This is a genomic window from Micromonospora sp. CPCC 205558, assembly GCF_036902955.1.
Taxonomy (GTDB): domain Bacteria; phylum Actinomycetota; class Actinomycetes; order Mycobacteriales; family Micromonosporaceae; genus Micromonospora.
This window is the reverse complement of record NZ_JBAKHR010000043.1, coordinates 1-20,533: the sequence shown is the minus strand read 5'-3', so window position 1 is coordinate 20,533 and position 20,533 is coordinate 1. Positions and strand designations below refer to the sequence as shown.

General features: G+C 71.2%; 16 protein-coding genes and 1 pseudogene. 7 read left to right on the top strand and 10 right to left on the bottom strand.

Translation table 11 applies throughout. From position 1 onward, the window contains the following. Positions 1-3 precede the first annotated feature (3 nt). From V6U86_RS30970 to V6U86_RS30960, 3 genes are all read right to left on the bottom strand, one after another. Entirely contained in the window at positions 4-822 is an 819-nt protein-coding gene (locus V6U86_RS30970; protein WP_334509595.1) for an ABC transporter permease, read from the bottom strand. Positions 823-1,055: 233 nt separating this feature from the next. Then, on the bottom strand, positions 1,056-1,247 hold the full coding sequence (locus V6U86_RS30965) for a DUF397 domain-containing protein (RefSeq protein ID WP_334509593.1): 192 nt from the start codon (positions 1,245-1,247) through the stop codon (positions 1,056-1,058). Next, positions 1,238-2,041: a helix-turn-helix domain-containing protein gene (locus V6U86_RS30960; RefSeq protein ID WP_334509591.1), complete on the bottom strand. Its 804-nt coding sequence runs from the start codon at positions 2,039-2,041 to the stop codon at positions 1,238-1,240. The genes V6U86_RS30965 and V6U86_RS30960 overlap by 10 nt, the downstream gene beginning before the upstream one ends. Before the next feature lie 251 nt (positions 2,042-2,292). On the opposite strand from V6U86_RS30960, the gene V6U86_RS30955 reads away from it, so the two are divergent. After that, positions 2,293-2,520 (top strand): flavin reductase, encoded by a 228-nt coding sequence (locus V6U86_RS30955; protein WP_334509589.1) that lies wholly within the window; start codon positions 2,293-2,295, stop codon positions 2,518-2,520. A 350-nt stretch (positions 2,521-2,870) separates the two neighbouring features. Here the strand turns inward: V6U86_RS30955 and V6U86_RS30950 are convergent, their stop codons facing one another. Further along, positions 2,871-3,803: an ABC transporter ATP-binding protein gene (locus V6U86_RS30950; RefSeq protein WP_334509587.1), complete on the bottom strand. Its 933-nt coding sequence runs from the start codon at positions 3,801-3,803 to the stop codon at positions 2,871-2,873. A gap of 143 nt (positions 3,804-3,946) precedes the next feature. Here V6U86_RS30950 and V6U86_RS30945 point away from each other — a divergent pair, with 143 nt between their 5' ends. Continuing rightward, positions 3,947-6,178, top strand: a complete 2,232-nt coding sequence (locus V6U86_RS30945) for a TRAP transporter fused permease subunit (RefSeq protein ID WP_334509585.1) — start codon at positions 3,947-3,949, stop codon at positions 6,176-6,178. Further along, complete coding sequence (locus V6U86_RS30940) at positions 6,175-7,194, top strand: TAXI family TRAP transporter solute-binding subunit (RefSeq protein ID WP_334509583.1); 1,020 nt, start codon at positions 6,175-6,177, stop codon at positions 7,192-7,194. Before V6U86_RS30945 ends, V6U86_RS30940 begins: the two co-directional genes overlap by 4 nt. Before the next feature lie 9 nt (positions 7,195-7,203). Here the strand turns inward: V6U86_RS30940 and V6U86_RS30935 are convergent, their stop codons facing one another. Then, positions 7,204-7,740 carry a hypothetical protein gene (locus V6U86_RS30935; RefSeq protein ID WP_334509581.1) on the bottom strand — a complete coding sequence of 179 codons (537 nt, stop codon included), beginning with the start codon at positions 7,738-7,740 and terminating at the stop codon, positions 7,204-7,206. Further along, positions 7,741-9,643 (bottom strand): annotated as a pseudogene (dnaG, locus tag V6U86_RS30930) (DNA primase). A gap of 113 nt (positions 9,644-9,756) precedes the next feature. Here dnaG and V6U86_RS30925 point away from each other — a divergent pair. Further along, entirely contained in the window at positions 9,757-10,962 is a 1,206-nt protein-coding gene (locus V6U86_RS30925) for a low temperature requirement protein A (protein WP_334509579.1), read from the top strand. Between the two features lie 7 nt (positions 10,963-10,969). Here the strand turns inward: V6U86_RS30925 and V6U86_RS30920 are convergent, their stop codons facing one another. Genes V6U86_RS30920 through V6U86_RS30910 form a run of 3 tightly spaced genes read right to left on the bottom strand, consistent with a single transcriptional unit; the run spans position 10,970 to position 13,436 of the window. Then, a complete protein-coding gene (locus V6U86_RS30920; protein ID WP_334509577.1) occupies positions 10,970-11,818 on the bottom strand; it encodes a siderophore-interacting protein in 849 nt (282 codons plus the stop codon). 15 nt (positions 11,819-11,833) lie between these two features. Continuing rightward, positions 11,834-13,099, bottom strand: coding sequence for a deoxyguanosinetriphosphate triphosphohydrolase (locus tag V6U86_RS30915; RefSeq protein ID WP_334509575.1), 1,266 nt, complete (start codon positions 13,097-13,099; stop codon positions 11,834-11,836). After that, positions 13,083-13,436, bottom strand: coding sequence for a VOC family protein (locus V6U86_RS30910; protein ID WP_334509573.1), 354 nt, complete (start codon positions 13,434-13,436; stop codon positions 13,083-13,085). Before V6U86_RS30910 ends, V6U86_RS30915 begins: the two co-directional genes overlap by 17 nt. Positions 13,437-13,688: 252 nt before the next feature. On the opposite strand from V6U86_RS30910, the gene V6U86_RS30905 reads away from it, so the two are divergent. After that, the gene (locus V6U86_RS30905; RefSeq protein WP_334509571.1) at positions 13,689-14,189 is read left to right on the top strand and encodes a roadblock/LC7 domain-containing protein; all 501 of its coding nucleotides are present in this window, start codon (positions 13,689-13,691) and stop codon (positions 14,187-14,189) included. 42 nt (positions 14,190-14,231) lie between these two features. On the opposite strand, the gene ppdK is transcribed toward V6U86_RS30905, so the two are convergent. Then, entirely contained in the window at positions 14,232-16,967 is a 2,736-nt protein-coding gene (gene ppdK / locus V6U86_RS30900; protein ID WP_334509569.1) for a pyruvate, phosphate dikinase, read from the bottom strand. A gap of 318 nt (positions 16,968-17,285) precedes the next feature. Between ppdK and V6U86_RS30895 the strand changes: the two genes are divergently transcribed. Together V6U86_RS30895 and V6U86_RS30890 are read left to right on the top strand one after the other, a co-directional pair. Continuing rightward, entirely contained in the window at positions 17,286-18,953 is a 1,668-nt protein-coding gene (locus V6U86_RS30895) for a beta-N-acetylhexosaminidase (protein ID WP_334509566.1), read from the top strand. A 508-nt stretch (positions 18,954-19,461) separates the two neighbouring features. Beyond that, positions 19,462-20,124, top strand: a complete 663-nt coding sequence (locus tag V6U86_RS30890; protein WP_334509564.1) for a C39 family peptidase — start codon at positions 19,462-19,464, stop codon at positions 20,122-20,124. Positions 20,125-20,533 lie beyond the last annotated feature (409 nt).

Below are 20,533 nucleotides of genomic sequence, written 5' to 3'. Positions count from 1 at the left end.
TGTTCAGACGACGAGCTTGCGGCGGAACGCGCGCAGCGCCAGACACCAGCCGGCCACCGCCCAGGCGGCCAGGTAGAGCAGGTGCCCGGCGATCGACCACTGTGGGGCGACGCCGAGCGTGGCCGCGCGGCACAGGTCCACGGCGTGCCACAACGGCGTCACGTACGCCAGCCACCGCAACGCGTCGGGCAACGACTCGACCGGGAAGAACACCCCGGCGAAGAGCGTCATCGGAATGATCGCGAACCGGAACAGCATCGCCAGCCAACTGTCGCTCGACACCGACGCGGCGTACGCGAAGGTCGGCGCGGCGACGGCCAGCCCGAGCAACGCCACCACCGGGAGGGCCGCCACCGCCCACGGCGACCGCAGCGCCCCGAACATCCCGGTGACCAGCAGGAACGCCACGATCGTGGTGAGCACCCGGAACAGCACGAAGGCGAGGTGCCCGGCCACGATGTCAGCCACCCGCAGCGGCGACGCGCCCTGCGCGAAGTAGGTCTTGACCCACTGGAAGTTGCTGAACACCGGCCAGGTGGAGTCACCGACGGTCACCTGGAGCGCGGTCGAGGCGATCAGCCCGGGGACCAGCCAGTCGAGGTAACGCACCCCGCCGACGCCCTGGTCGATGTACGCACCGACGCCCACCCCGAAGCCGACGACGGTCAGCACCGGCAGCAGGAACGAGGAGAACACCCCGGCCCGCCAGGTGCGTCGCAGACCCACCAGGTAGTGCTCGAACACCGCGTACGCCGGAACCCAGGGGAACCGTGTCGATCCCGCCGCACTCACCCGACCACCCCGCCCCACCGTGCCGGCCATCACGACCTGTCTACCCCCGGGGTACGACAGACCGCCGGTCACCCTACGACGACCCCGCCGACGTGTCGCCCAGGTTTCGCCGCGCCGCCCACGGCACCGCGTAGTTGGTCAACCGCACGTAGCGGCCCACATCCGCCGCTTGATCAACTCGGGTTTCAAGAAGTCGGGGTGTCAACGGCGCGTCGGCCCGACTTCCTGAAAGTCGAGTCGATCACCGGAGCGACGACCGTCACCTACCGGCCGACGGGGTCGGACCCGACGAACGCCCGCCACGAGCCCGGCGTGAAGACCAGCACCGGGCCGGTCGGGTCCTTGGAGTCGCGAACGGCGACCACACCAGGAAGGTTGTCGGCGACCTCCACACAGTTGCCGCCGCTGCCGTTGCTGCGGGTGCTCTTGCGCCATCGGGCGCCGGTCAGCTCCATGTCTCCGCCACTTCCGCGATCAGGTCGAGGGACTGCTGCTGCGATAGTGCCTCACCCCGGATCGACTCCCACACCTCGACCATCTGCCGCACGTACTCGGCGCGGTCGATGACCTGCCCGTGGCGCTGCCCGTCCAGGTAGACGACGTCCTCACCGGTGGCGGTGGTGGCGATCACGAAGGGACCATCGAGCCCAGCGTACGCACCGGCCGACAGCGGCACGACCTGGATTCGGACCCGCGGCAGGGCCGACCCGAGCTTCACCAGGTGACGCAACTGCTCGCCCATCACCTCCGGCCCGCCGATGTGGCGGCGCAGCGCGTACTCGTCGACGACCAGGCTGAGCAGCGGCGGCCGGTCCCGGGTGAGCACGCCCTGCCGATCGAGCCGTGCGGTCACCTGTTGCTCGACCTCGTCCGCCGCGAAGAGCCCGGCACCGGCCAGGATCGCGCGGGCGTAACCCTCGGTCTGCACCAGACCCGGCACGTAGAGCGGCTCGAACGAGCGCAGTGCTGTGGTCTCCTGCTCGATGGCGGCCCAGTCGCGGAACCACGGCACCACTGCCTCGCGGCTGATCCGCCGCTGGATGCGTTCGAACCGGCCGTCGGCGGCGAACACGGCGTCACACCGACGGGCGAAGTCGAGGCTCGGCCGGCGCTCGGACGTCTCCACCTTGGCGACCAGCGCCCCGGAGTAGCTCAACGCCTCGGCCAGCGCCGTCTGTGACATCCCGGTGGCGGCCCGAGCCAGCCGCAGCTCCTCGGCGAAGTGCTCCAGCATGGACGAACTCTCCACGGACACCCTCCGTACATTCCCGTACCGTGCCGGGCCGATCGGCGTACGCGCTGGTCGTCGGCGTGCGGAACCTCCCACCGTAGTCGGGATCTCACCAGACTGTCACGCAGCGGGACCGCTCACGGGATCGGACGGCGGGCGGAACCACGCCGGGAGCGCCCCGTGACCCCCGATCCGGGGCGCTCCCACCCACCCGACGGAGGTTCCCTCGTGCGACTGACCTGGTCGGCTCATCACGGCGGCAGGCACTGATGCCGCGGTACCGCCCCCACCTGGCGGCACGCCCGTCCTGGCGCTGCCGGGTCTGCGGCGCGGCGTGGCCCTGCTCGCCCGCCCGGCTGGCGTTGCTCGGTGAGTACCGCGAGGACCGGATCGGCCTGCTCATCTACCTCGCCACGTTGCTCGATGAGGCAGCCGGCGAACTCCCCGGGCACGACGGGCTGACCGATCGCTTCCTCACCTGGGCCAGAGCCCGATGAGCGGTGATCATCGGTAGTTCCTGTCCACCTGGCCCACCGGCAATCCCGACAACACCGAGGCGGTCCCCTGCACATCGCGTGCGACATGAGCAGATCTTGGACAGTTTCCGTTATCGCGTAACGGAAACTGTCCAAGATCTGCGATTGGAGTCGGGCGCACCAGCGGCGAAGCCGCACGTGGGCCAGAGCCCGCTGAGCCGCGACCCGCCGGCAGATCAGCGGTGCGACACTGCGAACGATCAGTCGGGCGGCGACACTGCCAACGGCCAGTCGGGGGCGGCCAGTCGGGGCGGTCAGCCGGGCGCCGGTCAGTCGGGGGCGGCCAGTCGGGGGCGGCCAGTCGGGGGCGGTCAGTCGACCAGGGTGCGACCGGTCAGGTGCAGGAAGACGTCCTCCAGGCCGCTGCGCCGAACCAGCACGTTCGCCGGCTGGAGCCCCAGCGCGGCGACCTCGGCGACCGCCGCGTCGCCGTCCGGCACGTAGAGCAGGACCCGGTCGGGCAACACCTCGACCCGCTCCCCCAGCCCGTCGAGCTTGCCGGCGAACGGCTCCTGCGACTCGGCGGCGAAGCGCAGCTCGACCACCTCGCGGGTCGAGTGCTGCTCGATCAACGCCCGGGGCGAGCCCTCCGCGACGATCCGACCGCCGTCCATCACCACCAGCCGGTCACAGAGCTGCTCGGCCTCGTCCATGTAGTGCGTGGTGAGCACCAGCGTGACGCCCTGCTGCTTGAGCCGGAACAGCCGCTCCCACACCAGGTGCCGGGCCTGCGGGTCGAGCCCGGTGGTCGGCTCGTCGAGCAGCACGATCTCCGGATCGTTGACCAGCGCGCGGGCGATGGTCAACCGACGCTTCATGCCACCGGAGAGCGGCTCGACCAAGCTGTCGGCCCGCTCGGTGAGCTGGACGAAGTCGAGCAGCTCGGCGGCGCGCTCCCGGGCTGCCCGGCGGGAGATGCCGAAGTAGCGGGCGTAGACGGTCAGGTTTTCCCGGACGGTCAGCTCCGGGTCGAGATTGTCCAGTTGAGGGCACACGCCGAGGCGCGCGCGGATCGCCGGCCCGTCGCGGACCGGATCCATGTCGAGGATGCGCAGCTCGCCACCAGTGGGTGGGGAGATGCAGCCGACCATCCGCATGGTGGACGACTTGCCCGCGCCGTTGGGCCCGAGGAAGCCGAACGCCTCACCCGAGCGCACCTCGACATCGATGCCGTCCACGGCGGTGAACTCGCCGAACCGCTTCACCAGCCCGCGAGCCTGAATCAGTGGTCGCCCCGAAGTCACCGCCCGACACTAACCGCCAGGTCCGACAGCCCTCCACGCAAATACCCGCTCGCGGCGGTCGGTCACCCCGGTGTCCGTACCGCCGACGGCGAAACGCCGATCGATGCCCCACCCGTCAGCTGATCGACGTGTATCGTCCCCTCGTGTCGCCCATCAGCAAGCCCGATGGTTCGTCTCCACCTGCCCGACCAGCCAACTCTCCCGCCGACGAGACCGCGGCGAGCCCTGCCGTCGAGACCGCGGCGAGCCCCGGCGGTGGGCCACCCCGACCACGATCGGAGGCAGTGCCCGCCGCCGAGCAGGCGACACGGGACCTGGCCGCCCAGTTCGAGGACGAGAAGCCGGGCCGGGTGCTCTCCGGGCCGGCGGGTTGGCTCGTCAGCGCGACGGCGCTGGCGGTCGGCGCTCTCGCCCTGTGGCAGGTGTTCCGCCCCCTGTCGCAGGGCAGCAAGTACTATCTGATCATCTTCCTGGCCGGCGTACTCCCGCTGGTTTTCCTGGCCTACCCAGCCGGCCTGCGGCTACCGGCCCGGCTGCGCACCCGCCGACAACGCACCGCGAGCGCCGAGAGCACTCCAGCCACAACAGGGTCGACGCGACCCACAGTGACCGACTGGGTTCTGGTCGCCCTGGCTGTCGCCGCCTGCCTCTACCCCGTCCTGCCGATCCGGATCGGCGGCGGTGGCGGCGGCTACAACGCGTTCCTCGACCGGCAGGGCCTGCTGGCGTCGACGGATCTGGTGTTCGGCACCGTCCTGCTGCTCCTGCTGCTCGAAGCCTGTCGACGGACCACCGGGTGGATCCTGCCCGCGATCTGCCTGCTCTTCCTCGGCTACGGCTACTACGGCGGGTTGCTGCCGCAGGCCTGGCCGGTCGCGCACGCCGGGCTGGACTTCAGTCAACTGGTCGACGCGTTCTACAACTCCGACAGCGGCTTCTACGGCACTCCACTCGACGTGGCCGCCTCGTACATCGTGCTGTTCACCATCTACGGCGCGGTGCTGGAGCTCTCCGGGGCCGGGCGGTTCTTCGTCGAGCTGTCGGCCGCCGCGTTCCGGCGCTCGCGGACCGCCGCCGGCCGGACGGCGGTGGCCTCCGGCTTCCTGCTCGGCACCGTCTCCGGCTCCGGCGCGGCGACGACGGTGAGCATCGGCGCGGTCACCTGGCCGCTGCTGCGCCGCGCCGGCTACCCGCCGGAGCGGGCCGGCGGCATGCTGGCGGCGGCCGGGGTGGGCGCCATCCTCTCCCCGCCCACCCTGGGGGCGGCGGCGTTCATCATCGCCGAGTACCTGGGCGTCTCGTACCTCCAGGTGCTGGGCTGGGCAACCGTGCCGACGGTGCTCTACTACCTCGGCATCCTGCTCGCCGTGGAGATCGACGCTCGCCGCTCCGGCGTACGTCCGGTGGTGGTCGACGTCGGCTCACCCTGGCGTCTGCTCGGCCGGTTCGGCTACCACTTCGCCTCGCTGATCGCCATCATCGCGTTCCTCGCGGCAGGAGTGTCCGCGACGAGGGCCGTCGTGTTCGCCACCGCCCTGGCCGTCGCGCTCTCCTTCCTGGACCGCGCGCACCGGCTCACCCCGGGCCGGCTGGTGACCGCGCTCGTCACCGGCGTACGCGGTGTCCTCGCCGTCACCGCCGTCTGCGCCGCCGCCGGCATCATCACGGCGACCACCACGAAGACCGGCCTGGGGCCGCAGGCGGCGGCGCTGCTGATCGGCGGGGCGCAGGCGGCCACATCGGACCCGACGCTGGTGCTGGTGCTCACCGCGCTGCTGGCCGCCGTCGCGCTCAGCCTGCTGGGCCTGGCCGTGCCGGTCACCGCGTCGTTCGTCATCGGTTGGGTGATCGTCGGCCCGGCCCTGCTCGACCTGGGCGTCACCGCGCCAGCGGCGGCGATGTTCGTCTTCTACTTCGCGGTGCTGTCCGAGGTGTCCCCACCGACCGCGCTCGCCGCGGTGGCCGCCGCCGCGATCACCGGCGGCCGGCTGGTGCCCACCATGTGGCAGACCCTGCGGTACGCGCTGCCGGCGTACCTGACCCCGATCGCGTTCGTCATCACGCCAGCCGGGCTCGGCCTGCTCGGTATCGGTGGCGTCCAGCGGATCGCCTTCGCCGCCGTGGTCACCGCGCTCAGCGTGGCGGTGCTCGCCGTCGCCGCCGGTGGTTGGCTGCCCGGCGTGGGCCCGGCCGGCGTCCCGGAACGGGCGCTGGGCGTCTTCGCCGGCGTCACGATGCTCTGGCTCGAACCCGTGCCAGTCACGGTCGGTGCGACGCTGGCCGCCGTCGCGGCAGCGGGTGTGTTCATCCGACGCGGATCCGCCGGTCGGCCACCGTCCAGATCAGCAGCCAATCCTGTGGAGGAACAACTGTGAGACGAATCGACGTACGGCTCGCCGCGGGCCTGAGCGGGCTCGCCCTCGTCGCGGTCGCCGCAGCGGGTTGCGGAGGTCAGCAGGGCGGGGCGGCCACTGACGACGCGGCCAGTGAGGTCACCTGCGAGGTGACCAAGGAGACCCGCGTCGGCATCGCCACCGGCAACGCGACAGGTGTCTACTACGTGGTCGGCAACGCCCTGGCCGGGCAGTTGTCCGGGGCGACCGGCGGCAAGCTCACCGGCACCGCCGCCGAGACCGGCGCGTCGGTGCAGAACGTCGAGCAACTCGTCGGTGGCCAGTACGACGTGGCGTTCTCGCTGTTCGACACGGCGGTCAACGCGGTCGAGGGCAAGGGCAGCTTCACCTCGCCACAGCCGGTGCAGGCGTTGGCCCGTATCTACGACAACTACACCCAGGTGGTGGTCCGCAACGACTCCGGCATCACCTCCGTCGCCGACATGCGGGGCAAGCGGATCTCCACCGGCTCACCGAAGTCCGGCACCGAGGTGATCGCCAACCGGCTGTTGGAGGCCGCCGGCCTCGACCCGGCCAAGGACATCCGGGCGCAGCGACTGGACCTGACCAAGACGGTCGAGGGGATCAAGGACGGCAGCGTCGACGGCTTCTTCTGGTCCGGTGGCCTGCCCACCGGGGGCCTCACCGACCTGTTCACCACCGCCGGCGACTCGGTGAAGTTCGTCGACCTCGCGCCGCTGCTGCCGAAGATGACCGCGCTGAGCCCCGGCTACCAGGAAGGCACGATCGGGCGGGACGTGTACCGGACGGCGGCCGACACCCCGACCATCGTCGTGCCCAACGTGCTGTTGGTCCGCAAGGACCTGGACGCCAATGTCGCCTGCGCGATCACCCGGACGGTCTTCGACAAGCGAGACGCCCTGGCCCAGGCAAACCCGGCGGCCAAGGGGATCTCGCTGGAAAAGGCCCGCAGGACCCTGCCGGTGCCGCTGCACCGCGGCGCCGAGAAAGCGCTGACGGACCTCGGCGCTAGCTGACCCGGCCGGTCAGCCGTCGGCCGGCGCGGTGGCGGCGCGAGCCACGCCGACCAGCCGGTCGGTCTCGGCGAGCAGGGCCTCGTCGTCCGTCGGAGTGCCGGGGTCGAGTCGGACCGTCCAGGTCAGACCGTCGACCCCGGCCACGCGCCGGGCCGCGACCCGCGCCGCGCCGCCGGGCACCGGCTGATGCTCGGTGTACGCGACCGAGCGGGTCACCCGGGCCCGCACCTGGTGCGGCAGCTCTCCCGGGTCGAGCAGCAGGTACGTCTCGGCCGGACCGTCGGCGACCACCGTGTAACCGTCCCGCTCGACGACGGGCTCGGCGGGAGTGACTGTCAGCTCCCGGCCGGACCAGACCGCCTTGAGGATGGTGTGCCAGCCGAGCCGGTGCCCTCGACCGGGCAGCCACAACCCGAGGTTGGTGGCGACCACCACCCCGTCGCCCTCGCCGTTGCCGGCGGCGGCCCAGGCCAACACCCGCTCGTCGGGGGTCAGCGGCGGCCGGTCGGCCGGCGGCAACTTCGGCTTGCGGCTGAACAGTCCCATCTAGAGGCCTCCCGCAGCCTGCTCGCGCAGCGCCCGGGCGTGCTGCTCCAGGGAGAGCAGCTCACCGAACGCGGCGAAGTACTCGTCCTTGTTGTTGACCGGGTTGATCCGCTGGATGCGTGACTTGAGGTCCCGGATCCGGGCGGTCACCGAGCCGAACTGCACCCGGGCCATCGTGATCGACACGTAGCGCGGATCCGGTTCGCCGTCGATCCGCAGTGGTTCGACGGCCAACTCACCGACCAGCGCCGCGGACGCCAGGTCGTCGCAGGCATCGCGGACCGATTCGATCCAGACCGCGCCGCCGGTCGCCGACGCGGCACCACCGGCCGCCGCGATGGCCGTACGCACCGCGACGTGCACCGGGTGGCGGTATTCGGTGGCCTCGACCGCGTCGAACATCGGCCCGGCCAGGACCGGCTGCTGGAGGGCGAGCTTGAGCGCCTCCCGCTCGACCATCGACTGCGGGCTGTCCACCGCCGGCTCGGGGCGGGCCGAGGCGGGTCGGGCGGCGGGGGCGGCGTCGCGGGTGCCGGACGGCGCGGTGTTGCCGGCGGCGAGCACCGCCCGCTGCACCGGCTCGATCTCCATGCCGAGGTCCATGGCGAGCTTGCGGACGTACTCGGGGCGCTTTTCCCGGTCCTTGAGTCGCGCGACCAGCGGCGCGGCGTGGCGCATCGCCTCGACCCGGCCGTCCACGGTGTCCAGGTCGAAGCGGCCGATCACGTGGCGCAGCGCGAAGTCGACGAGCGGCTCGCGGCGGGCGACCAGGTCACGCACCGCCAGGTCGCCCTTGGCCAGCCGCAGATCGCACGGGTCCATGTTGTCCGGGCTGACCGCGATGAAGGTGCGCCCGACGAAACGCTGATCGTCTTCGAAGGCGCGCAGCGCGGCCTTCTGCCCGGCGGCGTCGCCGTCGAAGGTGAAGATGATCTCGCCGGCCACCTCGTCGCTGTCGAACAGGAGCCGACGCAGCACCGAGATGTGGTCTGCGGCGAAGGCGGTGCCGCAGGTCGCCACCGCAGTTGTCACCCCGGCGAGGTGACAGGCCATCACGTCGGTGTAACCCTCGACGATCACCGCCCGCCCCTGCTTGGCGATGTCCCGTTTGGCCTGGTCGATGCCGTAGAGCACGTGCGACTTCTTGTAGATCGGCGTCTCGGGGGTGTTCAGGTACTTCGGGCCGTCGTCGTCGTCGAAGAGCTTGCGCGCGCCGAAGCCGATCACGTCACCGGCCAGGTCGCGGATCGGCCAGAGCAACCGACGGCGGAACCGGTCGATCAAGGAACCGGAACGGGCCTCCCGGGACAACCCGGCCGTGACCAACTCCTGGTGGGTGAAGCCCTGCTGGCGCAGGTGCTTGGTGAGCAGGTCCCACCCGTCCGGCGCGAAACCACAGCCGTAACGCTCGGCGGCGGCCCGGTCGAAACCCCGTCGGGCCAGGAACTCCCGCGCCGGTCGGGCGCCGGCGGTGCTCAGTTGCGCCCGGTAGAACTCGACGGCGGCGGCGTGCGCGGCGACCAGGCGCTGCCGCTGACCCTGCTGCGGGCGGGGGCGCGGGGTGCCCCTGTCGTCCTCGATGTAGCGCAGTTGGATGCCGGCGCGGCCGGCCAGCCGCTCGACGGACTCCACGAAGCTGAGGTGGTCGGCGTCCATCAGGAACTTGATCGCGTCCCCGCCGGCCCCGCAGCCGAAGCAGTACCAGACGTTGCGGGCCGGAGACACGTTGAACGACGGACTCTTCTCGTCGTGGAACGGGCACAGCCCCTTGAGGTTGCCGCCACCGGCGGACTTCAGGGTGACCGTCTCGGAGATCACATCTCCGATGGAGGTGCGTTCCCGGACCAGTGCGATGTCCTCGTCCCGGATCCGCCCAGCCATTCGCCACCCCCTCGCCGTACATCCTGCCCTGTCGGACCGACGACACGCAGGCCGGGGGACGCCGGTGTGGCGGCGGCCGCTGCCGACTGGGCGGTTCCGGCCCGCAAGCCGGGTCCGCACGGGGACCATGACCAGATGCGCAGGGTACGGACCGACGGCCCACACGTGCCGCGATGGTTCGGCGGGTGGCTGAGGCTACGCGGACAGGCCCCCCAGACGGACGAGGCCGGCCACCGGCACGCCACCTGGCTGGAACTCTTCCTCGACCTCATCTTCGTGTACGCGCTGGCGGCTGTGGTGGGCCGGCTGGGCGACAAACCGACCCCGTCGATCACGGCCGTTCTGGCCGTGATCGGGCTCTTCGTCGTGGTCCAGTGGGCCTGGATGGGGCAGGTCTACTACGACACCCGGTTCGACCCGGACGACGCGGTGCACCGGCTGCTGGTGCTTGTCGCGTTGGTCGGCGCGGGCGCGATGACCCTCGGGGTCGACGAGGTTCCGGAGAGCGTGCTCCTGCCGGTCGGGTACCTGATCGTGCGGGGCGTGCTGCTCCTGCTGTACCTGCGGGCCCGTTCGACCAGCCCGAGGGCCCGACTGGTCACAACGGTCTATCTGATCGGCTTCGGGTCGGGTTGGTTGATCTGGCTGGTGTCGCTGACCGTGCCCACCGAGCTGCGCCCGGTGCTGTGGGTGATCGCGATGGTCATCGAGCTGTCCACGCCCTGGGTCGGGGTGCGCTGGCTCAACCGCTGGCCGGTGGACAACCGGCACCTGCCGGAACGAATCGGTCAGTTCACCATCATCGTGCTGGGTAGCGCGCTGGCCAGCCTGCTCTTCGCGGTGCCGGACCACCCCCCGCCGCACATGATCCTCACCGCCGCGATGGCCTTCCTGATCCCGGCAGCGGTCTGGTGGGTCTACACCACCTTCGTCACGACCCGGCTGACACAGAGCCGGCTGCGCGGCGGGCAGGCGTACAGCTACCTGCACATTCCGCTCGGCGGTGCGCTGTTGCTGCTCGGCTGGGCGCTCGGGCAGGTGGTCCGGCTGGTCGACGACAACGCGAACCGGCTGCCGCTGGAGTTGCGGCTGCTGCTGGCCGCCTCGATGGTGGTGTGGACGGTCTGCGGGCTCGCCCTGTACTGGCTCTGGACCCGACCGAGCACCGCCCGGCTGGCGATAGCCGCCTACGCGGTGACCGCGGTCTGCCTGATCACCGCGACGGTGCACGAGCCGAGGTTGATGCTGTCGCTGCTCTCCCTGGCGGTCGTCGTCTACGCCGTACTGCTCAGCCGACGCCTCGCCCGGGCCGGCGCGGAGATGCGTACCCCCGAGGGATGACCGCCGTTCAGGCCGCCGCGGCCGGCTCCGGGACGGCCACCTCCTCGGCCGCCACCTGCTGGTTCCAGGCGGCCTTGGTGGAGCGCCAGCCCTCGTCGTCCATGCCGCGCCGCCAGTAGCCGGAAATGGAGAGCCGGTCGAGGGGTACGCCCCGCTCGCCGCGCAGCAGCCGGCGCAACTCCCGGACGCAGGAGGCCTCGCCGTGCACGAACGCGTGCACGTGGCCGGCCGGGAACTCCAACGCCCGCACCGCCTCGACCAGCGCCTCGCCCACCGGGCGTTCGCCGCGATGCAACCAGGTCAGCTCGACCGCCCCGGCGCTGAGCAGCGTCTGCTGCTCCGCCGGGTCGGCGATCTCCACGAAGACGTGCGCCGGGGCGCCCACGGGCAGACGCTCGCACGCGGCGGCGATCGCCGGTAGGGCACTCTCGTCACCGACCAGCAGATGCCAGTCCGCGTCCGGGTTCGGGGCGTACGCGCCGCCCGGGCCGACGAAGTGCACCGGATCGCCGGTACGCAGCGCGGCGGCCCACGGGCCGGCCAACCCCTCGTCGCCGTGGTAGACCACGTCCACGGTCAGCTCCGCGGCCAACGGATCCCAACGGCGCACCGTGTAGGCGCGCAGCTGGGGCCACTGCTCCCGGGGCAGGTCCCGGCGGATCGCGGCGAGGTCCAACGGCTGCGGGTAGGTGACACCGGGCTGCGGGAACACCACCTTGATGTAGTGGTCGGTGAACTCGCCCACCGGCAGACCAACCAGTTCGTCCCCACCGAGGACGAGCCGGATCAGGTGCGGGGTGGGCCGTTCGGTGCGCAGCACCCGGGCCGAGGTGACGTTCCTGGGGCGTTCCGTCATATCAGTTAGGTTAGCCTAAGTTGGCTGGTGACCTGTCGGGGGTGCACCCTTGCCGACCAGGCGGGTGTGCCAGGTCACCGCCGCCGGGTCGGTGAGCGAAGCGACCTGGTCGATCACCACCCGCAGTCTGGCCGCGTCGTCCGGGGCGGCCCGCCACAGCGGGGCGAAGATCGGGTCGAGCCCCTCCGGGGCGTGCCGGACCAGCGCGGCGACCAACTCGGCGAGCATCGTCCGCTGCCGCTCGTAGCGGCCCTGGAAGCCACTGCGACGCATCACGTACCGCAGCGCGATGCCCTTGAGCAGGGCGCACTGCGCCCGGACCAGTCGGGGCACCACCAGGTCCGCGCCGTAACGGCGGTGCGGGCCCGGACCGAAGCGCTCCTCCGTGGCAGCCACCGCAGCCGACACGAACAGCCCGGTCACCCCGCTGGTGGTCGCCTTCAACGCGACCTGCGCGCGGTGGCTGCCGTCGTACCCGGCGAGGGGGGCGAGCAGCGGGCCGGCCAGCAGATCGACGAGCACCTCGGCCAGGTCCGCCGCCGACTCCCCGGAGTAGGCGGCGGCCACGTCGGCGCAGAGCGCGGCCCGCTCGTCGGCGTCGGTGAGCAGCGGGTGCAACGTGACGTAACCGCCGTGGATGCCGTCCTCCACGTCGTGCACCGAATACGCCACATCGTCGGCCCAGTCCATCACCTGGGCCTCCAGGCAGCGCCGCTCGCCGGGCGCGCCGGCCCGGATCCAGTCGAAGACGGCCGCGTCGTCGGCGTACACCCCGAACTTGCGCTCCCCGGGCCGGCGCGGCCAGGGGTACTTGCCGATCGCGTCGAGCGACGCCCGGGTCAGGTTCAGCCCCGCTGACGAGCCGTCCGGGGCGAGCACCTTCGCCTCCAGGCGAGTCAACACCCGCAAGGTCTGCGCGTTGCCCTCGAAGCCGCCGCACGGCGTGGCGAGCAGGTCCAACGCAGCCTCGCCGTTGTGCCCGAACGGCGGGTGCCCGAGATCGTGCGCCAGCCCCGCGACGTCCACCACATCCGGGTCGCAGCCCAGCCGGGCACCCATCTCCCGAGCGATCTGGGCCACCTCCAGCGAGTGCGTCAGCCGCGTACGCAGAAAGTCGTCAGTGCCGGCGGTGTGCACCTGGGTCTTGGTGGCCAGCCGGCGAAACGCCGCCGAGTGCAGCACCCGGGCCCGGTCGCGCTCGTACGGCGACCGGCGATGCCCGGTGTCCTTGGGCGGCTCCTCGACCAACCGAGCAGCCGCCGCGTCACTCCTTTCGTGCATGAAGCACGCAGAACTCGTTGCCCTCGGGGTCGGCCAGCACCGTCCACTCGACGTCGCCCTGACCGATGTCGACGTGCCGGGCGCCCATGTCGACCAGGCGCTCGACCTCGGCCTCCTGGTCGGCGGGGCGCAGGTCCAGGTGCAGCCGGTTCTTGCGCTCCTTGCCCTCGGCGACCAGGCCGAAGAACAGGGCGGGCAACTGGTCCGGGGACCGGCGGATCTCCACACCGCTCGGCGTCTCGGTGACGACCTGATAGCCGAGCGCCTCGGCCCACCAACGGGCCAGTCGGGCCGGATCGCGGGCGTCGACAGTCAGGCTCTCCCAGACACTCGTCATGCAGTCACCTCTTCCCGTTCGACGCGGCGCCCAATCGGCCGTGTGCGAGGGAGCCAGATTACGCCCGCCACCACTGCTCGGCCCGCCCACGACGCATCGACGAGGGGCACACAACCACCGATTGGCCCGCAGTTGCCAACCGATCGCCGAGGGTTACGGGCTCGCGATCGGAAGTGGCTGCCGGTAGCGTTCCCAGCGCGGAACGTGACCAGCCGACTGACACGCAGAGCCAACCGGTGAGGGGTAACGCTCGTGGACGCAGACACGGTGATGGGAACGGAGCTACGCGGGCTACGCCGGCGCCGACCCGACATCGCCGGGACGGTGCTGGCGGGCACCGACGGGCTGCTCATCTCCAGCGACCTCCCCAGCACCGACGCCACCCACCTCGCCGCGCTCGCCGCCGCGAGCTTCGGGCTCGGCCACCGGGTGGCCGACACCGTCGGGCAGGGTGAGTTCCGGGAGTCGGTGGTGTGCACCACCGCCGGCTGCGTGGTGACCTACCCCGCCGGGCGCAGCGCTCTGCTGACCCTCGTCACCGCGTCGGCTGTCGGCGACCTGGAGGCGCTGCACGAGGAGGCGCGGGCCGTGGCCCACCGTGCCGGTTCGTTCCTGGACGTTCGCGGCGCAGGCATCGGCGCGGCCTCCGTACCGGACGCGCACGCCCCGCTGGCCACGCGTACCCCGATGGCGACCCTGCCGACGCAGTTGCGCCGCTCGTCCCGACCCACCTGGCGTCGTCCGCCGATCTGAGCGCCGGCGGCGGCCGGGTGACCGGACCGCCGCCGACGTGCCTCAGCGGCTGTCCGACCCGCCACTCTCCACGACCGCCCGACCGGCCTCCAGCCGCGCCACCGGCACCCGGAACGGCGAGCAGGACACGTAGTCCAGGCCGACCTCGTCGAAGAAGTGCACCGAGTCCGGGTCGCCACCGTGCTCACCGCAGATACCGAGCTTCAGCCCGGGCCGGGCGGCCCGGCCCTCCTCGGCGGCGATCCGCACGAGCCGGCCGACGCCGTCACGGTCGATCGACTCGAACGGCGAGATGCCGAAGATGCCCAACTCCAGGTAGCGCCAGAAGAACGCGCCCTCGACGTCGTCGCGGGAGAAGCCCCAGCCCATCTGGGTCAGGTCGTTGGTGCCGAAGGAGAAGAACTCGGCGGCCTCGGCGATCTGCCCGGCGGTCAGCGCCGCCCGGGGCACCTCGATCATGGTGCCGATCAGCACCTCGACGCCGCTGTCCCCGACCACCTCGGCGATGATCTTCTCGGCCTCGGCGCGGACCGTCTCCAGCTCCTGCACCGCCCCGACCAGCGGCACCATGATCTCCGGCTTGGCCACGCCCCCGTTACGGGCGCAACTGACCGCCGCCTCGGCGATGGCCCGCACCTGCATCGCGAACAGGCCGGGGATGACCAGACCGAGCCGTACACCCCGCAGCCCGAGCATCGGGTTCTCCTCGTGCATCCGCCGGACAGCGGCGAGCAGCGCCTCCTCCTTGGCCACGTCCTCGCCGCGCTCCTGGGCGACCGCCACGTTGACGGCGAGCTGCTCCAACGGCGGCAGGAACTCGTGCAACGGCGGGTCGATGAGCCGGACGGTGACCGGGAGGCCGTCCATCTCCCGGAAGATCTCCTCGAAGTCGGCCCGCTGCAACGGCAGAAGCGCCGCCAGGGCCGCTTCCCGCTCCCCCTCGGCGCGGGCCAGGATCAGCCGCTCTACCAGCTCCCGCCGTTCGCCGAGGAACATGTGCTCGGTGCGGCACAGCCCGATGCCCTCGGCGCCGAAGCGCCGCGCCCGGGCGGCGTCCGCGCCGGTGTCGGCGTTCGTGCGGACCGCCAGCCGCCGCTTCCCGTCGGCGTGCGTCATGATCCGGTGTACGGCCCGGACCAGCGCGTTGTCGATGTGCTCGGGGTCGAGGCTGCCCTCGAAGTACTGCACGACCTCGGAGGGCATGACCGGCACCTCGCCGAGGTAGACCTTGCCGGTGGTGCCGTCGATGGACACCACATCGCCCTCGTTGACGGTCTGCCCGGCCACGGTGAACCGCTTCGCCGGCACGTTCACCTCGATCTCGTCGGCACCGGAGACGCAGGTCTTGCCCATGCCCCGGGCCACCACCGCGGCGTGGCTGGTCTTGCCGCCACGCGAGGTGAGGATGCCCTTCGCGGCGATCATGCCGTTCAGGTCGTCCGGGTTGGTCTCCCGGCGTACCAGGATCACCGACTCGCCCTCGGCGGCCAGCTCGACGGCGCGGGCGGAGGTGAAGACCACAGTGCCGGACGCGGCACCGGGCGAGGCGCCGATGCCCTTGGCGACCGGCTGGAATTCGTGGTCGAGCTGGAAGCGCGGGAACATCAGCTGGGCCAGTTGCGCGCCGTTGACCCGGTGCAGCGCCTCGTCCAGGTCGATCAGGCCCTCGTCGACGAGTTGCCCGGCGATGACGAACGCGGCGGCGGCGGTGCGCTTGCCGACCCGGGTCTGCAACATCCACAGCTTGCCGCGCTCGATCGTGAACTCGATGTCGCAGAGGTCCTTGTAGTGCTCCTCCAGCCGGGCCATGATGCCGAGCAGCTCGTCGTAGGAGGACTTGTCGAGCTGCTCCAACTCCTGCAACGGCACCGTGTTGCGAATGCCGGCGACCACGTCCTCACCCTGGGCGTTGGCCAGGTAGTCGCCGTAGATGCCCTGCGCGCCACTGGCCGGGTCACGGGTGAACGCGACCCCGGTGCCGGAGTCGGGCCCGAGGTTGCCGAAGACCATGGTCACCACGTTGACCGCGGTGCCGAGGTCGGCCGGGATCCGCTCCTGGCGGCGGTAGAGCACCGCGCGCTCGGCGTTCCACGACTCGAAGACCGCCCGGATGGCCAGGTCGAGCTGTTCGCGTGGCTGCTGCGGGAACTCCCGACCGGTGTGCTTCAAGAAGATCTTCTTGTACGCGTCGACCAGCCCACGCAGGTCGTCGGCGTCCAGATCCAGGTCATTGTGGGTGCCCTTGGCGCGTTTGGCGTGGTCGAGTGCCTGCTCGAACTCCTCGCCGGGCACCTCGCAGACGGTCTTGCCGAACATCTGGATGAGTCGCCGGTAGGAATCCCAGGCGAACCGGTCTGCGCCGCCGGAGGCGGCCTGGTCGGCCGAGCCGCCCGCCTGTCGTGCGAGTCCTTCCACGCTCTGGTCGTTGAGACCGACGTTGAGGACGGTCTCCATCATCCCGGGCATGGAAAACTTGGCACCGGAGCGGACGGAGACCAGCAGCGGGTCCTGCGGGTCACCGAGGCGCTTACCCATCGCGCGCTCCAGCGCTTCCAGGTGCGCCTCGATCTGGCCGGCGAGCCCGTCCGGCTCCCGTCCCGTCGCGAGGTACGCCTGGCACGCCTCGGTGGTAATGGTGAACCCGGGCGGAACGGGCAGGCCCAGGTTGGTCATCTCGGCGAGGTTTGCCCCCTTGCCGCCGAGCAGGTCCTTGAGGTCCTTGTTGCCTTCGGAGAAGTCGTAGACGTACTTGTGATCGACGGTCTCTTGCGCTGCCACCAGAGCCTCCACAACACACGCGCCGGGATTGACACTTAACGAAGGTTCAGTTTTCTTCTTCCCCGGGGCGGACCGCCGGTAATCCCGGGGTCAACGCCGATCGGTGGGCGAAGGTTAAGCGAACATCGAGTGACCTGGGACCGTTCGGTGACAATTGGCACAGCCATCACGACTATCCGTGTTCGTGCCGGTTTTTGGGAACGCTTCCATGCGCACCATCACGCATCCCGGCTGAGCGTCGTACGCTTGACGCCACGCCTGCCGGTGAACCTCACTTTTGCCATAACCGACGCGAATACACCCCCCGGAGTCGCCGCCGTGTCGACCACCCCCTCCCCCGGCCCCACCGCCGTCCCCGTGCCGCTACCGGCCGGGGAACCGGACGCGGCCACGCTGGCCCAGGCCGCCGAGCGGGCGGCGAGCGAGCTGCTCGCCCCGTCGGCCCCGCACCGGCTGGCCGACGTGGTGCCCGCCCCGCAGCAGGCCCAGCCGGACCCGACCGCCGACTGGGTGCTCCCGGCCGAAGCGGTGATCGTGGCCACCGCCCACCCCGCCGCGCTGGCGGTCGCCGAGCAGCTCGCCCAGCTTCTGCGCCCGGCCACCGGCTACCCGCTGCCGGTCACCGACGCCACCACGCCACAGCCCGCGGGTGGCGTCGCACTGGTGCTGGACGACACCGCCGACCTCGGCGCGGAGGGCTACCGGCTCGACATCGCCACCGACGGGGTACGCGTCACCGCCGCCACCGGCGCCGGCCTCTTCTACGGCGCGCAGACGTTGCGCCAACTGTTGCCAGCGGCGATCGAGAGCCCCGCCCCGGTCACCGAACGTTGGGCGCTGCCCGGCGGGACGATCACCGACGCACCCCGCTTCCCCTACCGGGGCGCGATGCTCGACGTCGCGCGGCACTTCTTCGCCGTCGAGGACGTGCTGCGGGTGGTCGACCACCTGGCCCGCTACAAGCTCAACCACCTGCACCTGCACCTCACCGACGACCAGGGTTGGCGGATCGCTGTCGACTCCTGGCCGAAGCTGACCACCATCGGCGGGACGACCGAGGTCGGCGGAGGCCCCGGCGGGCACTACACGAAGGCCGACTACGCGCGGATCGTCTCCTACGCGGCCGCCCGCCACATCACCGTCGTCCCGGAGATCGACCTGCCGGGGCACACCAACTCGGCGCTGGTCGCGTACCCGGAGCTGGCACCCGACAAGGTCGCACCACCTCCGTACACGGGCACCGAGGTCGGTTTCAGCTACGTCGACCCAGCCGACGAGCGGACGTACGACTTCGTCACCGACGTGTTGGGTGAGGTGGCCGCACTCACCCCCGGCCCCTGGTTGCATATCGGCGGCGACGAGGCGTTCAAGGTCAAGGGCGAGGTCTACACCGGTTTCGTCGAGCGGGTCCAGCGCATCGTGGCCGACCTCGGCAAGACCGTCGTCGGTTGGCACCAGCTCGCACCGGCCGCCCACCTCGACGGGCGGGTCCTGCAGTGGTGGGGCACGAACGGCGAAGACCGCACCACCGCCGACGCCGTACGCCGCGGCGCTCGGCTGATCGTCTCCCCCGGAAACCACGCCTACCTGGACATGAAGTACGCCCCGGACACCCCGATCGGGCACGACTGGGCCGGCCTCATCGACGTCCGAAAGGCGTACGACTGGGATCCGGGTACGCACGTCGCCGGCGTGCCCGCCGAGGCTGTCCTCGGTGTGGAAGCCCCGCTCTGGACCGAATCGGTCACCTCGCTGGCCGACATCGAACTCCTGCTCCTGCCCCGCCTCCCGGCCATCGCCGAGTTGGGCTGGTCACCCCGGGCGACCCACGACTGGGCCGGCTTCCGCGACCGCCTGGCCAGCCAGGGCCCGCGCTGGACGACGGCAGGGATCACCTTCCACCGCGCGCCCGAGATCCCCTGGCCGACCGCACCGGCCATCCCGGCACAGCGCAGCGCCCCACAAACCGACACCGCCACGCCCTGACCTCCGACGCGGACCCGGACCGGCCCACCCCGACACTTTGACCCAGGTCGGACCGGCCCAGTGGGTTGATTGTCGGGTTATGGGGTGCGTGTCGGGTGGCCCGGGCCACCCCGACGGCGGAATCGCCGGCCGGGTCGGGTCGTTATACCTGGCACGCCACCGCGAGCACCCCGGTCGTGAGGCGCGGCCACCGCCGGGCACCACCGGCCAGGCCATCGCCCCCGGGAACACCCGCCGGGCCCCCTCGGTTACACCCCTGGCACGGCCGAGCACCACAACGGCCACCCCCGCGTACGGCCCGAACACCTCAACGGCCGACCCCCTGCACGCCGAGCACCAACCCCGAGTCGGTGGCGGGTAGGCGGAATGAGCCGCCACCGCGAACCGTTACACCCTGTCCCGACGCCGACCCCCTTGCGGGTCGCCGGGCACGTGAACTTCCCCCGCACGGCCACGCACCCCCTGTCGAGTGCCGTGCGGATCCCCCAACGCAGAGGAGCACGCCATCATGCGTACCGATCTGATCCGCAAGACCGCCCTGACCGCCGCCGGCCTCGCCTTCACCGGCGGCGCCATCGCCGGACCGATCACCGCCGCCTACGCCGCGTCGGACGCCAAGCCGGCGTCGCAGACCCAGACCGACCGCAAGGGCGGTCATGGTGAGCGGGAGTTGGGCGTGCGCTACGAGGCGCAGCCGAACTTCTACTACTGCGGCCCCGCCGCGACCCGTAACGCCCTGAGTGTGCAGGGCAAGAACATCAACGTTGATGACATGGCCAAGGAAATGGGCACCACCGAGGCCGGCACCAACTCCATCAACGACATCACCCCCGTCCTGAACAAGGAAACCGGCAAGGCCGACGCCTACCACAGCGTCGAGATCTCCAACCCCGACGCCGACGTCAAGCAGACCGACCAACTGCGCGCCGACATCGTCCGCACCGTGGACGACGGCCGGGCCGTGGTCGCGAACATCGCCGGCACCAGCACCGACACCGACGGGGTCAGCCACTCCTACGAGGGCGGGCACTACATCAGCGTCGTTGGCTACCACGACAACGGCAACACCGTCACCATCGCCGACTCCGCCGACCCCAACCAGGCCGCCTACCAGATCAGCGTCGAGCACCTCGCCGACTGGATCGCCACCCGCGGCTACGCCACCAGCTGACACGCACACCTGCACGACACGAAGGGCCGGACCCCCACCACGGGGCCCGGCCCTTCGGCATGACCGGGTCACTGTCCACGCGCCCTCGGCGGACGCGAACGACGGGGTCAACCGAGCTGACCACGCCGCCCACCCCCGGCAAGCCACCCACCGGACCGAACCACCCGACCACCCGACCACCCGACCACCGTGGGCGACCCACGGACTTGTGTCACGGGTCCTTTGGAGCTGATGTCGTAGACGAATCAGGAGCATCGCCGATCAGGGACATGACCGATCAGGGACATCGCCGTTCATGGGCATGACCGATCAGGGACATCGCCGATCAAAGGCATGACCGATCAAGGGCATGACCGATCAGGCGCATCGCCGATCAAAGGCATGACCGATCAGGCGCATCGCCGATCAA

Bases quoted from the DNA above. Each gene is read 5' to 3' on its own strand.
- V6U86_RS30970 (WP_334509595.1), bottom strand. From the start codon at position 822: ATGGCCGGCACGGTGGGGCGGGGTGGTCGGGTGAGTGCGGCGGGATCG.
- V6U86_RS30965 (WP_334509593.1), bottom strand. From the start codon at position 1,247: ATGGAGCTGACCGGCGCCCGATGGCGCAAGAGCACCCGCAGCAACGGC.
- V6U86_RS30955 (WP_334509589.1), top strand. From the start codon at position 2,293: ATGCCGCGGTACCGCCCCCACCTGGCGGCACGCCCGTCCTGGCGCTGC.
- V6U86_RS30935 (WP_334509581.1), bottom strand. From the start codon at position 7,740: ATGGGACTGTTCAGCCGCAAGCCGAAGTTGCCGCCGGCCGACCGGCCG.
- V6U86_RS30925 (WP_334509579.1), top strand. From the start codon at position 9,757: ATGCGCAGGGTACGGACCGACGGCCCACACGTGCCGCGATGGTTCGGC.
- V6U86_RS30920 (WP_334509577.1), bottom strand. From the start codon at position 11,818: ATGACGGAACGCCCCAGGAACGTCACCTCGGCCCGGGTGCTGCGCACC.
- V6U86_RS30915 (WP_334509575.1), bottom strand. From the start codon at position 13,099: ATGCACGAAAGGAGTGACGCGGCGGCTGCTCGGTTGGTCGAGGAGCCG.
- V6U86_RS30910 (WP_334509573.1), bottom strand. From the start codon at position 13,436: ATGACGAGTGTCTGGGAGAGCCTGACTGTCGACGCCCGCGATCCGGCC.
- V6U86_RS30890 (WP_334509564.1), top strand. From the start codon at position 19,462: ATGCGTACCGATCTGATCCGCAAGACCGCCCTGACCGCCGCCGGCCTC.